This window comes from Bradyrhizobium sp. SBR1B, from assembly GCF_014198205.1.
In the GTDB taxonomy this organism is placed as follows: domain Bacteria; phylum Pseudomonadota; class Alphaproteobacteria; order Rhizobiales; family Xanthobacteraceae; genus Bradyrhizobium.
Window position 1 is genome coordinate 380,507 of the sequence record NZ_JACIHC010000001.1, and the last position, 13,990, is coordinate 394,496.

The window sequence follows — 13,990 nt, forward strand, 5'->3', positions numbered from 1 at the left end:
AGAATAGAATGTCGGTCGATACCCTTCCCCAGTCGTCCATTCCGATCACGTCGCCGCTGCGGCCGCGCTTCGGCTTCCTCACCTCGACGCCGATCATCGCCACGGCGACGGTCCTGCTCGCGCTGATCATCCTGGTCTCGATCCTGGCGCCGCTGATCGCGCCGCATGATCCGATCCAGCTCGCGCCGTCGCAACGGCTCAAGCCGTCGTCCGCGCAATTCCTGCTCGGCACCGATGCCTATGGTCGTGACCTGTTGTCGCGCGTCGTCTATGGCGGCCGCATCTCGCTGCTGATCGGCATCGGCTCTGCGATCCTGTCGATCGTCATCGGCCTTGCGATCGGCCTCGTCTCCGGCTTCTTCAAGCTGGTCGATGCCGTGCTGATGCGGGTCATGGACGGCCTGATGGCGATGCCGAGCATCCTGCTCGCAATCGCCGTGGTGTCGCTGTCCGGTGCCAGCCTCTGGACCGTGCTGATCGCGATCACCATCCCCGAGATTCCGCGCGTGGCGCGCCTGGTCCGCTCGGTCGTGCTGTCGGCGCGCGAGGAGCCTTATGTAGAAGCCGCGATCTCGGTTGGCTCGTCGCTGCCCAAGATCATGTGGCGGCATCTGATGCCGAACACGGTGGCGCCGCTGATCGTCCAGGGCACCTATATCTGCGCGAGCGCGATCCTCACCGAGGCCATCCTCTCCTTCCTCGGCGCCGGCATCTCGCCGGAGACGCCCACCTGGGGCAACATCATGGCCGAGGGCCGGCAGTACTTCCAGATCAAGCCGTCGCTGATCTTCTGGCCGGGCCTGCTGCTTTCGATCGCCATCCTCAGCATCAATCTGATCGGCGACGCCGCCCGCGACGCACTCGATCCGCGCATGAAGCAGCGGGAAGGCAAGTGATGACCGATCAAGTGATGACCAACACCGTTCTCGACATCAACAACCTCGTCGTCTCCGTCGGCAAGAAGCCGGGTGGGCCAAAGATCATCGACGGCATCTCGATCCAGGTCCGCGAGCGCGAGACGCTGTGCCTCGTCGGGGAAAGCGGCTCGGGCAAGTCGGTGACCTCACTGACCACGATGGGCCTGCTGCCGAAGGGCACGCTGGTTCCCACCGCCGGCAGCATCAAGCTGGTCGGCGAAGAGCTGCTCACCGCGACTGACCGCCGCTTGCGCCAGCTGCGCGCCACGCAGATGGCGATGATCTTCCAGGAGCCGATGACCGCGCTCAATCCGGTGGTGCCGGTCGGCCGCCAGATCGACGAGGTGCTGCGCGCCCATACCAATCTCGACGCCAAGGCGCGAAAGAAGCGCATCCTCGACATGATGGAGCAGGTCCACCTGCCCCAGGTCGAGCGCATCTTCGCTTCCTACCCGCATCGCCTTTCCGGCGGCCAACGCCAGCGCATCATGATCGCGATGGCGCTGGTGCTGGAGCCAAAGCTCTTGATCGCGGACGAGCCGACCACCGCGCTCGACGTCACCACGCAGAAGCAGATTTTGTCCCTGATCCGCGAGCTCCAGCGCGATCACGGCACGGCCGTGCTGTTCATCACCCACGACATGGGCGTGGTCGCCGAGATCGCCGACCGCGTCGCCGTGATGCGGCAGGGCCGGCTGGTCGAGACCGGCCCGCTCGAGGCCGTGCTGCGCAATCCGACCATGGAATACACCCGCAATCTGCTCTCCTCGGTGCCGAGCCTGGTGCCGCGGCCGCCGCGCGAGGAGAGCCGCGAGCCGGTCGTGCTCGAGGCTAACGACCTCAGCAAGGTCTACAAGGAGCGCGCCTTCTTCGGCAAAGGCCGCGAGGTCGTCGCCGCCGACAAGGTGACGCTGACGCTGCGCAAGGGCCGCACGCTCGGCATCGTCGGCGAAAGCGGCTCGGGCAAGTCGACCGTGGCGCGCTGCATCGTGCGCCTGATCGATCCGACCTCCGGCGGCGTGCGCCTCGCCGGCCGAGAGATTGCCGGCATCTCGCGCCGCCTGCTGCAGCCGCACCGGCAGAAGATCCAGATCGTGTTCCAGGATCCCTACCGCTCACTCAACCCGCGTGTCACGGTCGGCGAGAGTATCGCGGAGGGCCCGATCAATTACGGCGTCGCCCATCCCGATGCGATGAAGCGCGCCCGCGAGCTGCTCGAGCTGGTCGGCCTGCCCGCCGATGCAGTATCGCGCTATCCGCACCAGTTCTCCGGCGGCCAGCGCCAGCGCATCGCCATTGCCCGCGCGCTCGCGCTCGATCCGGACGTGCTGGTCGCGGACGAAGCCGTCTCCGCGCTCGACGTCTCGGTGCAGGCGCAGGTGCTGGAACTCTTCGACGAGATCCAGAAGCGTCTCGGCATCGCGATCCTGTTCATCACCCACGATTTGCGCGTCGCAGCGCAGATCTGCGACGAGGTCGTGGTGATGCAGCGCGGCCGTGTCGTCGAACAAGGCCCGGCCGCCGAGGTGCTGACGCATCCGAAGGAGGCCTACACCAGGGCGCTGCTGGATGCCGCTCCCGGCCGTGACTGGGACTTTGCGAACTTCCGGCCGGTCGCAGAGGGCGTGGGGGCGACGGCGTAGCTACACTGTCGTCCCTGCCTAGTGCGCAATTGCGTACGGGGCGCAGGGACCCATACCGCGTGATCTATCGATCGCGCGTGGTGCTAATCCCGAACGACCGATCTTCGCCAAACTCCTCCCTGGGGTTATGGGTCCCTGCGTTCGCAGGGACGACACCGAGTGCGGAGTTGGCGCAATGGTTCACAACACCCACCGCACCCGCAGCATTCCCAAAACAGCTTGACCCTATGCGCGGCGCGAGTGCTTCCCACCTTGCTCTCGCCGCAGGGCCAAGGCTAACGTCGCGCGCTCTTGATTGATTGGACTGAACTGAATGACACGCATCGCCGTCGGCGGCTTCCTGCACGAGACCAACACCTTCGCTCCCACCAAGGCGACCTTCGCCGACTTCCAGCATGGCGGCGGCTGGCCGGCGATGACAGAAGGCGCCGACGTGCTGAAGGTGATGCGGCGCATCAATGTCGGCCTTGCCGGCTTCGTCGACAGCGCCGAAGCGAACGGCTGGGAACTTGTTCCGACGATTGCCTGCGGTGCGAGCCCGTCGGCGCATGTCACCAAGGACGCCTTCGAGCGCATCGTGCGGGTGATGGTCGACGGCATCGCAGCCGCCGGCCCGATCGATGCGGTCTATCTCGATTTGCACGGCGCCATGGTGACCGAGCATCTCGACGACGGCGAAGGCGAGATTCTGGCGCGCGTGCGCCGCGTCATCGGCAAGGACGTTCCGCTGGTCACCAGCCTCGACCTCCATGCCAACGTCACGCCGGAGATGATGGAACATGCCGACGCGTTGATCGCCTACCGGACCTATCCGCATGTCGACATGGCCGAGACCGGCCGTGCCTCTGCGCGCCATCTCGCGCTGCTGCTGCAAACGAAGCAGCGCTTTGCCAAATCGTTCCGGCAATTGCCGTTCCTGATCCCGATCAGCTGGCAATGCACCAACGACCAGCCGACCAAAGGCATTTACGAACAGCTCGCCGCGCTGGAGAGTGCCGCAGTTCCGACGCTGTCTTTCGCGCCCGGCTTTCCCGCCGCCGACTTCCGCGATTGCGGGCCGAGCGTGTTCGCCTATGGCAGGACGCAAGCCGATGCCGACCGTGCGGCCGATGCGATCGTCAAGCTGATCGAAAGGCACGAAGACGATTTCGACGGCAAGATCTGGTCGCCGGATGACGGCGTGCGCCACGCGATGGAGCTTTCGAAGAGCGCGAGCAAGCCGATCATCATCGCCGACACCCAGGACAATCCCGGCGCCGGCGGCGATTCCGATACGACCGGCATGCTGCGCGCGCTGGTGCGCAACAGAGCGAGCGCCGCGACCGGCGCGATCTACGATCCGGTCTCGGCCAAGGCCGCGCATGATGCCGGCGTCGGTGCCACCGTGACGCTGTCGCTCGGCGGCAAGTCCGGCATCCCCGGCGACGAGCCCTATCGCGAGACCTTCGTGGTCGAAAAGCTCTCCGACGGCCGCTTCATCGCGCCCGGCCCTTACTATGGCGGCCGCGAGATGGAGATGGGCCCCTCCGCTTGCTTGCGCATCGGCGACGTCCGCGTCGTCGTCTCCTCGCACAAGGCGCAGCTCGCCGACCAGGCGATGTACCGCTATGTCGGCATCGAGCCGACCGAACAGAAGATTCTGGTCAACAAGAGCTCGGTGCACTTCCGCGCCGATTTCGAGCCGATCGCGGAAAAGCTGATGATCTGCGCCGCACCGGGCGCGATGCCGGCCGACACCGCCACCCTGCCCTGGACGCGCCTGCGTCCGGGCATTCGCATCAAGCCGAACGGCCCCGTTTTCTCGCCTCCCTCACGCTAACTGGACAAAGCCCATGCCCACGATCGACCGCATCGACGGTTACGCCGACGAGCTCACCGCCATCCGCCGCGACCTGCACGCCCATCCCGAGATCGGATTCGAGGAAGTGCGCACCTCCGGCATCGTCGCCGACAAGCTGAAGAGCTGGGGCATCGAGGTGCATCGCGGTCTCGGCGGCACCGGCGTGATCGGCGTGATCAAGGGCAAGGGTTCGGGCAACAAGCGCATCGGCCTTCGCGCCGACATGGACGCGCTGCCGATGGAAGAGAACACCAATCTGAAGTGGAGCTCGAAAATCCCCGGCCGCTTCCACGGCTGCGGCCATGACGGCCACACCACCATGCTGCTCGGCACCGCGCGCTATCTCGCCGAGACCAAGAACTTCGACGGCACCGTGCATTTGATCTTCCAGCCGGCCGAGGAAGGTCTCGGCGGCGCCCGTGCGATGATCAAGGACGGCCTGTTCGAAAAATTCCCCTGCGACGAGCTGTACGGCCTGCACAACGCGCCCGACCTCAACCACGGCGAGATCGCGATCCTGCCCGGCCCGGCGATGGCCAGCGCCGACTTCTTCGACCTGCGCATCACCGGCTATGGCGCGCATGGCGCGATGCCCGAGCGCTCCAAGGACGCGGTGATCATCGCGACCACGCTGGCGCAGGCGATCCAGACCATCGTCAGCCGCAACGTCGAGCCGCTGCAGGCCGCAGTAGTGTCGATCACCCAGATCCACGCGGGCTCCGCCTACAATGTCATTCCCGGCGACGCGCATCTTTGCGGCACCATCCGCACCTTCTCGAAGGAAGTTCGCACCCTGGTCAGCGAACGCATCCGCACCATCTGCGCCGGCATCGCAAGCGCCTACCAGTGCGTCATCGACGTCGACATCCGCGACACCTTCGGCGTGCTGGTCAACCAGGTCGAGCAGTCCAAGGTGGTCGAGGAGGTCGCGCGCACCATCGTCGACCCCGTCAACGTGATCACGCGCGCCCAGCCCAAGATGGGCAGCGAGGATTTTGCCGACATGCTGGAGACCATTCCCGGCGCCTATTTCTGGGTCGGCCATGATGGCAACGTGCCCGTGCACAATCCCGGCTTCGTGCTCGACGACAAGATCCTGCCGATCGGCGCCAGCATGTTCGCCCGGATCATCGAGACCCGTATGCCGGTAGGTTAGCAATGCATAAGAAGAGCCCTGAGGAAGCGGTCACCTCACTGCACGATCTGTCCGCGGTCGATCTGATCGCGGGCTATCGCGCCAAGCAGTTCTCGCCGAGCGAGGTGCTGGAGGATTTGCTCGCGCATGTCGCTGCGTGGGAGCCGCATCTGAAGGCGCTCTATGCATTCGATCCCGACGGCGCGCGCGAGGCCGCGAAGGCCTCGACCGCGCGCTGGTCCGGCGGTGAGCCATCCGGCGCGCTCGATGGCGTGCCCGTCACGGTGAAGGACAACATCGCGACCAAGGGCGTGCCGGTGCCGCTGGGCGCGGCCAGCGTCAAGCTCGTGCCAGCCGAGAAGGACGCCCCGCCCGCCGCACGCCTGCGCGAGGCCGGCGCGGTCATCTTCGCCAAGACCACGATGCCCGATTACGGCATGCTGTCATCCGGACTCTCCAGTTTCCACGCACTCGCGCGCAACCCCTGGGACCTCTCGAAGAACCCCGGCGGCTCCAGCGCGGGCGCAGGCGCGGCTGCCGCGGCCGGCTATGGTCCGCTACATCTCGGCACCGATATCGGCGGCTCGGTTCGCCTGCCTGCGGGCTGGTGCGGCCTCGTCGGCCTGAAGCCGAGCTTCGGCCGCGTGCCGATCGACCCCACCTATGTCGGGCGCGTCGCCGGCCCCATGACCCGCACGGTCGACGATTGCGCGCTGATGATGAGCGTGATCGCAAAGCCCGACCGGCGCGACGGCATGAGCCTGCCCGCCGAGCCGCTGAACTGGAAGGGAGCAGAGAAGTCTCCGCGCAAGCTGCGCATCGGCCTGATGCTCGATCCCGGCTGCGGCCTGGCGCTGGAGAAGCCGGTGCGCGAGGTCGCGGTGAAGGCGGCGAAAGCGTTCGAATCCGCAGGTAGCGTCGTGACCGAGGTCGACGGCATCCTGACGCGCGAGATGCTCGACGGCCTCGACAACTTCTGGCGCGCGCGGATGTGGGATGATCTGGCCAAGCTGACGCCGGCCGAACAGGCCAAGGTGCTGCCCTATATCTTCAAATGGGGCGAGTCCGGCGCCAAGCTCTCTGGCATCGATGTCATCCGCGGCTTCAACCAGACCATGGCGATCCGCGCCGCGGCGTCGAAGCTGTTCTGCGAGCTCGATTACGTGATCTCGCCGACCGCGCCGAACGTGAACTATCCGGCGGACTGGGCCTCGCCGACCAACGACCCCATGAAACCGTTCGAGCACATCGCCTATACCGTGCCGTGGAATATGTCGGAGAACCCCGCCATCTCGATCAACGGCGGCTTCGATGCCAAGGGTTTTCCCATCGGCGTGCAGATCGTCGGCCGCCGCTTCGACGATATCGGCGTGCTCGGCATGGCCAAGGCTTTTGAGGGCCTGCGCGGGCCGCAGAAGCCCTGGCCGAGGCCGCCGGCGAAGTAAGACGTTCTCGTCATTCCGGGAAGCGCGCCCTTTAAGCGCAAGCCCGGAAGTCTTTGGACAGGCAGCATGCGGAGCCTCTTGCTTACCCTCCCCTGGAGGGGGAGGGTCGGCTCACGTTGAGCGCAGCGAAATGTGAGACGGGGTGGGGTGACGGTCTCTCCGCGTCCAGCAGTGCCCGAGAGGAGAGATCACCCCACCCCGCTCGCGCTGCGCGCGATCGACCCTCCCCCTCCAGGGGAGGGTAAAGAAAACTCAAGCCCTGTGCCATCTGCGCAGCGAAAGAACAAAAGGAAGGAAACCATCATGGCGTATGAGACGATCAAATACGAGGTCGCCGAGCAGATCCTCACCATCACCCTAAACCGGCCCGACAAGCTCAACGCCTTCAACGCGCGGATGCAGGGAGAGCTGATCGACGCGTTCGACGCCGCCGACAAGGACGATAACGTCCGCGCCATTATCGTGACAGGCGCCGGTCGCGGTTTTTGCGCGGGCGCCGATCTGTCGTCGGGCGCCGACACGTTCGATCGCGACGCCCGGCGCGGGCCCGTCAAACGCTTCGCCGACGGCAAGGTCGACTACAGCGATCCGCAGGTGCGCGACGGCGGCGGCCAGGTGACCTTGCGCATTTTCAAGTGCCTGAAGCCCGTCATCGCCGCCGTGAACGGCCCTGCGGTCGGCATCGGCGTCACCATGCAGCTCGCGATGGACATCCGCATTGCTTCCGACGCCGCTCGCTTCGGCTTCGTGTTCTCCCAGCGTGGCATCGTGCCGGAGGCGGCGTCGAGCTGGTTCCTGCCACGCATTGTCGGCATCTCGCAGGCGCTGGAATGGTGCTATTCGGGCCGCGTCTTCCCGGCCCAGGAAGCCCTCGCCGGCCGTCTCGTCAGCAAGGTCGTCTCCCCTGATGACCTCCTGCCGACCGCCCGCGCGCTCGCCAAGGAGTTCGCGGCGAAGACCGCACCGGTATCGGTTGCGCTGATCCGCCAGATGATGTGGCGCATGATGGGCGCCGATGATCCGATGGAGGCCCACAAGGTCGACAGCCGCGGCATCTACGCCCGCGGCCGCTCCGACGATGTCAAGGAAGGCGTGGTGTCGTTCCTGGAAAAGCGCCCCGCGCAGTTCCAGAACAAGGTGTCCAGCGACATGCCGGACTATTTCCCGTGGTGGACGGAGCGGGAATACAAGTAGCTTCGTAGCTCTCGTAGGGTGGGCAAAGCGACTTGTCCGCCATAGCTCGAAGAGCGACGGCGGAAGCGTGCCCACGCACTTTTCGCCATCGAGAGAGATGGTGGGCACGGCGCAACAGCGCCTTTGCCCACCCTACGGCACCGTCACTCCATCATCAGCGCGACACGCCCGATCGCCTTGCGGTCGATCAAGAGCCGCATGGCCTTCGCGTAATCTTCCAGTGGCAGGCAGTGTGAGACGTTGGGGCGCAGCTTGCCCTCCTCCGCCCATTGCAAGAGCGCTTTCAGGCGGACCTCGCCAAGTGCGGGATTCTTTCGTACCGCTTCGCCGGCACGCACGCCGAGCACGCTGGCTCCCTTGATCAGCAGGAGGTTGGTCTTGGCCGAACCGATGCCGCCGGTGAAGCCGATTACGAGGAGCCGCGCGCCCCAGGCGATACAGCGCATCGAGTCTTCGAAAACCTGACCGCCGACGGGATCGAACACGATGTCCGCGCCGCGACCATCGGTGATGCGCTTGACGGCGTCGCGAAACGGCTCGCGGTCATAGCGGATAAGATGATCGGCGCCGCGCGATTTCGCGATGGCGAGCTTCTCGTCGCTGGACGCCGTCGCGATCACGGTCGCGCCCAGCATCTTGCCGATCTCGACGGCGGCCAATCCCGTGCCACCACCGGCGCCATGCACCAGCAGCACCTCTCCCGGCTCGACCCGGCCGCGATCGATCAGCGCGTGATAGGCCGTGCCATGGCCAGCAAGATAGGTCGCAGCCTCGGCGTAGTCGAATGTCGACGGCATCGGCGTGAGCTGCGACGGCGCGACGATGGCCTCGTCGGTGAATGCGCCATGCCGCACCTTCACGATAACCTTGTCGCCGACGGCAACGCCCTTCGCCTCCGCACCCACTTCGGTCACGTCGCCGGCAGCTTCCATGCCGGGCGTGAACGGCAGCTCCGGCTTGAGCTGATATTGGCCGGCGGCCATCAGCACATCAGGAAAATTCAGCCCGGCGGCACGGATCGCGACCCGCGCTTCGCCCGGCTTCAGGGCGCGCGGCGGAAACTCTTCCAGCCGCAAGGTTTCGGGCTCGCCGAGCGCGCGACAGACGACGGCGCGCACCATCAGGCCGCGCTCGCCTTGCTGCGCTTGAGCGCTTCGCGGATCAGCGGCAGGCGGTCATTGCCGAAATACATGTCGGTCTTATTGACAAAGATCGTCGGCGAGCCGAAGCCGCCGCGGGCGACGACCTCTTCCGTATTCGCCTTGAGCTGATCCTTGATCCCTTGCTCGGCGATGCCGGCGAAGAATTTTCGCTCGTCGATGCCGACCCGTTTGCAAATCTCCGCGAGCACCGCGTCCTGCGAGATATCCTTGTCGCCCCCCCAATAGGCCTCGAACACGGCGGTCGCGAACGGCACCATGTCCTTACCCAGCCAGATGCAGCCGCGCATCGCCTTGACGCTGTTCACCGGAAACACCGTCGGCGGCATCTTGATCGCAAGGCCCGCCGAGCGCGACCAGTCCTGAAGGTCCTTCTTCATATAGCGCGCCTTCAACGGCACCGGCGTCTCGCGCTGCGCGTAGACGCTCGGATTGACCGTATTGAAGATGCCGCCGACCAGGATCGGTCGCCAGACGATCTCGGCGCCGAGTTCCCTGGCGAGCGGCTGGATGTTGTGGAAGGCGAGATAGGTCCAGGGGCTGGAACAGTCGAAGAAGAATTCGATCATGGCGTTTCCTTTGTGACGGACCTCGTCCTGAGGAGGCCGCGTAGCGGCCGTCTCGAAGGATGGCCACGGGTGACAGTCGGGCCTTCATGGTTCGAGACGCGCCTATGGCGCTCCTCACCATGAGGGACAGGCACTACTTCCTTCCCAACACTTCCTTCGCACGCTGGCCGAACATGATCTTGCGTGATTCCTCGTCGAACGGCTCTTTCACGAATTTTCCGATCGCAAGCCCCGCCTGCACCTGCGGCCTGGCGCGGACGTCGGCATACCAGCGTTTGACATTCGGATAGTCGTCGAGCGTAAAGCCCTGCGCCTTGTGGGTCATGGTCCAGGGGAAGCAGGCAATGTCGGCAATGGAATAGTCGCCGGCGACATAGGCGCCGGTCTTCTCCAGCTGCCGGTCGAGCACACCGTAGAGCCGGGCCGCCTCGTCGCGATAGCGCTCGATCGCATAGGGGATCTTCTCCGCCGCATAGAGCGCAAAATGGCCGTGCTGGCCCAGCATCGGCCCGAGGCCGGCCATCTGCCACATCACCCATTGAATTGTGGTGGAACGGCCGCGCAAGTCAGCGGCCAGGAAGCGGCCGGTCTTCTCCGCGAGATAAATCAGAATTGCGCCGGTCTCGAACACCGAGAACGGCCCGCCGCCGTCGGCGGGTGCGTGATCGACGATCGCGGGGATGCGGTTGTTCGGGGAGATCGCCAGAAACTCGGGGCTGAACTGCTCGCCGGCGCGGATGTCGACGGGCTTCACGACATAGGGAAGTCGGAGCTCTTCCAGCATGATCGAGATTTTCCAGCCATTCGGCGTCGGCGCGTAATGGAGATCGATCATGACGTTTCCCTCGGCATCCTTTGGCCTTCCCTGCCGATGCCGCCAGCTAAAATAACGACTTTTGTTGTTCTGTACCTTGACGTTAGGACATGGCAGGAAGGGGCGCAACACAACCCGCCGGAGGGCCGCCATGCTGTTTCCAACCACGATTGCCGGCTCCTTGCCGAAGCCGGAATGGCTTGCCGAACCCAATATGCTCTGGGCGCCCTGGAAGTCGCAGGGCGACGAGTTGCTCCGCGCCAAGCGCGACGCGACGTTGATCTGGCTGAAGATCCAGGAGGACGCCGGAATCGACATCCTCACCGAGGGCGAGCAGGCCCGGCAGCATTTCGTGCACGGTTTTTTGGAGAAGATCGAAGGCATCGATTTCGCGCACAAGGTCGAGATGGGCATCCGCAAGGACCGCTACAAGGCGATGGTGCCGCAGGTGGTCGCCCCGCTTCGGCTCAAGGGGCGCGTCCATGCCTTCGAGGCGCGCGCGGCGCGCACGCACACGAAGAGGAAGCTGAAGTTCACCCTGCCCGGCCCGATGACCATCATCGACACCATTGCCGATCGCTACTATGGCGACCGCGTCAAGATGGCGTTTGCCTTCGCCGAGCTTTTGAATGAGGAGGCCAAGGCATTGCAGGCCGACGGCGTCGATCTCGTGCAGTTCGACGAACCCGCCTTCAACGTCTACATGGACGAGGTCAACGATTGGGGCATCAAGGCGCTGGAGCGCGCTGCGCAGGGCCTCACCTGCGCCACTGCCGTGCACATCTGCTACGGCTACGGCATCAAGGCCAACACCGACTGGAAGGAAACGTTAGGCAGCCAATGGCGGCAGTATGAACAGATCTTTCCGGCGATCGACGCCAGCCCGATCCAGCAGGTCGCGATCGAATGCCGCAATTCGAAAGTGCCGCTCGATCTGCTCGCGCTCTTGAAGAACAAGATCGTGCAGGCCGGCGTGATCGACGTTGCCAGCGACACCGTGGAGACCGCTGAGGATGTCGTGAAGGTGATCGACGCGGTGTCGAAATTCGTGCCCAAGAGCAACATCATCGCCACCACCAATTGCGGCATGGCGCCGATGCGGCGCGAGATCGCCGAAGCCAAGCTGATGGCGCTCGGCGCGGGTGCCGCGCTGGCGCGCGAGAAGCTGGGGTGAGGGCCGGGATCCGCAGGCCGCTCTGCTAGTCCAGAGCGGTCGGATGCAGCGCCGGTTGATATCCGGCGCTCAGTGCACGCAGTGTAGACGGGGGCGTCAGCAGCATTGGGCTCTCCAGCTCGTGCTCGGCGCGGGCATAGCCGGCTGGCGACCAAAGCAGCGCCCTTCCCTGCACCACCAGAAAGCTGTCTTCGCCCCGTTGAACCATCGCGCCGTCGGGCAATTCTGCCAGCGGCACCGGCGGCGCGTGCAGGCGCTTGCGGCCATGATCCAGACGCTCCAGGTGCAGCGAGGCGTCCATCGCCTTCGCACTCACCTTGCTCACGCCATTACCCCTCTCCCACGCCGCGCGAAAGCGGTTGGCATCCTCGCGGCGGCAGAAGAAGCAGGGACGATGGCCCGCGGCAAACGCGGTGGCCTCGTCGAGGAAGAATAGCTCGGTCCAGCTGCGCCGCGCCATCACCGGCCGCCGCCAGCCGCGGAATTCGCACAAGCATGTAATCCAGGCCGGCGACGACCAGCGCTTGTTCAGCAGCGTCTTCGTCGCGGGATCATGGATGATGCCGCGATTGCCGGTGAACAGGCCGCGATGCGGGGTGGCGATGATGTCACCGGTCGGCAGGACGCGGTTTTGGAGAGGGCGAGTAGCGAATGGCGAATTGCGAGTGGAGGGGCTGCTATTCGCCATTCGCTACTCGCCATTCGCCTTTGATCACGCCGCACCGTCGCGCAGCGGCGGGTGGTAGGACAGCGCGGTGTCCCAGGGGAAGAAGATCCAGGTATCCTGCGAGACTTCCGTGATGAAGGTGTCGACCAGCGGGCGCCCCTTCGGCTTGGCGTAGACGGTGGCGAAATGTGCGTCGGGCAACATCTCGCGCACCAGCTTGCCGGTCTTGCCGGTGTCGACGAGATCGTCGACGATCAACAGCCCCTTGCCGGTGCCACCACCAAGCTTCATGGCCTGTTCCGAAATACCCTTGAGGACCTGGAGGTCGCCCTGCTTGTCGTGGTCGTAGCTGGCGACGCAGACGGTATCGATGATGCGCACGCCAAGCTCGCGCGCCACGATCGCGGCCGGCACCAGGCCGCCGCGGGTGATCGCGATCACCGCATGGAACGGGCCGACCTCGTTGAGGCGCCAGGTCAGCGCCCGGCAATCCCGGTGGAACTGGTCCCACGAGACCGGGAAGGCCTTGCCCGCCCGCTCCTGCGCACTCAGTTCCGGTGCTTCACCAGCCATTGTCGTCTCCTGCTTCGCCTGCCGGCAAATTCTCTGCTAACGAGTGATGTTCAATCCTGCCAGCATTTCCTTCACCGCGGCCATTGCTGCCGCGAGCTTGTCCGCATCGCGCGAGCGCACCACGAGGTTCGTATTCGGCTTTTGCTCCTCGTCCATGAAGGGGTAGCTGCCGATGATGGTGTCGGGATGGGCGGTGGCGATCGCGCGCAAGGGGCTGCCGATGTCGCCCTCCCGCGCATTGGCGCGGACCGATTCGGAGAGCATGCGCACGCCCGATTTCAGCTTGGGCGAGACGATGTCCATCATCGCCTGCATGATCGAGGGCACGCCGGCCATCACGATGACATTGCCGATCTTGAAGCCGGGCGCGAGGATGGTTGCGCTCTGGATCAGCTCGGCACCGTTGGGGATGCGGGCCATGCGCAACCGGGCCTCGTTGAGGTCCTGCTCGCTCCAGCGCTCCTTGAAACGGGCGACCACCTCCGGATGGTGGTCGATGCCGACGCCGAACGCCTTGGCGACGCTGTCGGCAGTGATGTCGTCATGGGTCGGCCCGATGCCGCCGGTGGTGAAGACGTAGGTGTAGCGATGCCGCAGTGCATCCAAGGCCGCGATGATGTCGGGCTCGTCATCGGAGACGACCCGAACCTCCTTCAGGTCGATGCCGATATTGGTCAGGTATTCGGCGATGAAGCCAATATTCTTGTCCTTGGTCCGGCCCGACAGGATTTCGTCCCCAATGACCAGAATGCCCGCCGTGACGATCTCGCTCATAACTTAAGTCCCTCACCTGTGGCGCCGACTTTGCCGAGGTAACGCGTTGAAGTCACGCGGTTTTGCTGTCGAAATAAGCAGTCCT

Annotated in this window: 13 protein-coding genes; 7 read left to right on the forward strand and 6 right to left on the reverse strand. The window is 65.0% G+C overall.

What is annotated here, in order from left to right:
• Nucleotides 1-8: 8 nt before the first annotated feature.
• The 6 genes from GGD61_RS01995 (at nucleotide 9) to GGD61_RS02020 (ending at nucleotide 8,174) form a co-directional block, all read left to right on the forward strand.
• Nucleotides 9-896 (forward strand): ABC transporter permease, encoded by an 888-nt coding sequence (locus GGD61_RS01995; protein WP_018322083.1) that lies wholly within the window; start codon nucleotides 9-11, stop codon nucleotides 894-896.
• Nucleotides 897-910: 14 nt separating this feature from the next.
• Nucleotides 911-2,560 (forward strand): ABC transporter ATP-binding protein, encoded by a 1,650-nt coding sequence (locus GGD61_RS02000; RefSeq protein WP_092259366.1) that lies wholly within the window; start codon nucleotides 911-913, stop codon nucleotides 2,558-2,560.
• A gap of 313 nt (nucleotides 2,561-2,873) precedes the next feature.
• Entirely contained in the window at nucleotides 2,874-4,379 is a 1,506-nt protein-coding gene (locus GGD61_RS02005; protein WP_092259197.1) for a M81 family metallopeptidase, read from the forward strand.
• Nucleotides 4,380-4,392: 13 nt separating this feature from the next.
• Complete coding sequence (locus GGD61_RS02010; RefSeq protein WP_092259196.1) at nucleotides 4,393-5,556, forward strand: M20 aminoacylase family protein; 1,164 nt, start codon at nucleotides 4,393-4,395, stop codon at nucleotides 5,554-5,556.
• A 2-nt stretch (nucleotides 5,557-5,558) separates the two neighbouring features.
• Nucleotides 5,559-6,980: an amidase gene (locus GGD61_RS02015; RefSeq protein ID WP_092259195.1), complete on the forward strand. Its 1,422-nt coding sequence runs from the start codon at nucleotides 5,559-5,561 to the stop codon at nucleotides 6,978-6,980.
• A gap of 303 nt (nucleotides 6,981-7,283) precedes the next feature.
• The gene (locus GGD61_RS02020) at nucleotides 7,284-8,174 is read left to right on the forward strand and encodes a crotonase/enoyl-CoA hydratase family protein (RefSeq protein WP_092259194.1); all 891 of its coding nucleotides are present in this window, start codon (nucleotides 7,284-7,286) and stop codon (nucleotides 8,172-8,174) included.
• 143 nt (nucleotides 8,175-8,317) lie between these two features.
• On the opposite strand, the gene GGD61_RS02025 is transcribed toward GGD61_RS02020, so the two are convergent.
• From GGD61_RS02025 to GGD61_RS02035, 3 genes are all read right to left on the reverse strand, one after another.
• Nucleotides 8,318-9,295, reverse strand: a complete 978-nt coding sequence (locus GGD61_RS02025; protein ID WP_092259193.1) for an NADPH:quinone oxidoreductase family protein — start codon at nucleotides 9,293-9,295, stop codon at nucleotides 8,318-8,320.
• Complete coding sequence (locus tag GGD61_RS02030; protein ID WP_092259192.1) at nucleotides 9,295-9,903, reverse strand: 2-hydroxychromene-2-carboxylate isomerase; 609 nt, start codon at nucleotides 9,901-9,903, stop codon at nucleotides 9,295-9,297. The genes GGD61_RS02025 and GGD61_RS02030 overlap by 1 nt, the downstream gene beginning before the upstream one ends.
• A 133-nt stretch (nucleotides 9,904-10,036) precedes the next feature.
• Entirely contained in the window at nucleotides 10,037-10,738 is a 702-nt protein-coding gene (locus tag GGD61_RS02035) for a glutathione binding-like protein (protein WP_018322075.1), read from the reverse strand.
• Between the two features lie 130 nt (nucleotides 10,739-10,868).
• Between GGD61_RS02035 and GGD61_RS02040 the strand changes: the two genes are divergently transcribed.
• Complete coding sequence (locus GGD61_RS02040) at nucleotides 10,869-11,891, forward strand: methionine synthase (RefSeq protein WP_092259190.1); 1,023 nt, start codon at nucleotides 10,869-10,871, stop codon at nucleotides 11,889-11,891.
• Nucleotides 11,892-11,916: 25 nt separating this feature from the next.
• Here the strand turns inward: GGD61_RS02040 and GGD61_RS02045 are convergent, their stop codons facing one another.
• Genes GGD61_RS02045 through GGD61_RS02055 form a run of 3 tightly spaced genes read right to left on the reverse strand, consistent with a single transcriptional unit; the run spans nucleotide 11,917 to nucleotide 13,905 of the window.
• Nucleotides 11,917-12,579, reverse strand: coding sequence for a hypothetical protein (locus GGD61_RS02045; RefSeq protein WP_092259189.1), 663 nt, complete (start codon nucleotides 12,577-12,579; stop codon nucleotides 11,917-11,919).
• 24 nt (nucleotides 12,580-12,603) lie between these two features.
• The gene (gpt, locus tag GGD61_RS02050; RefSeq protein WP_018322072.1) at nucleotides 12,604-13,131 is read right to left on the reverse strand and encodes a xanthine phosphoribosyltransferase; all 528 of its coding nucleotides are present in this window, start codon (nucleotides 13,129-13,131) and stop codon (nucleotides 12,604-12,606) included.
• 36 nt (nucleotides 13,132-13,167) lie between these two features.
• Nucleotides 13,168-13,905, reverse strand: coding sequence for a molybdopterin-binding protein (locus GGD61_RS02055; RefSeq protein ID WP_092259188.1), 738 nt, complete (start codon nucleotides 13,903-13,905; stop codon nucleotides 13,168-13,170).
• Nucleotides 13,906-13,990 lie beyond the last annotated feature (85 nt).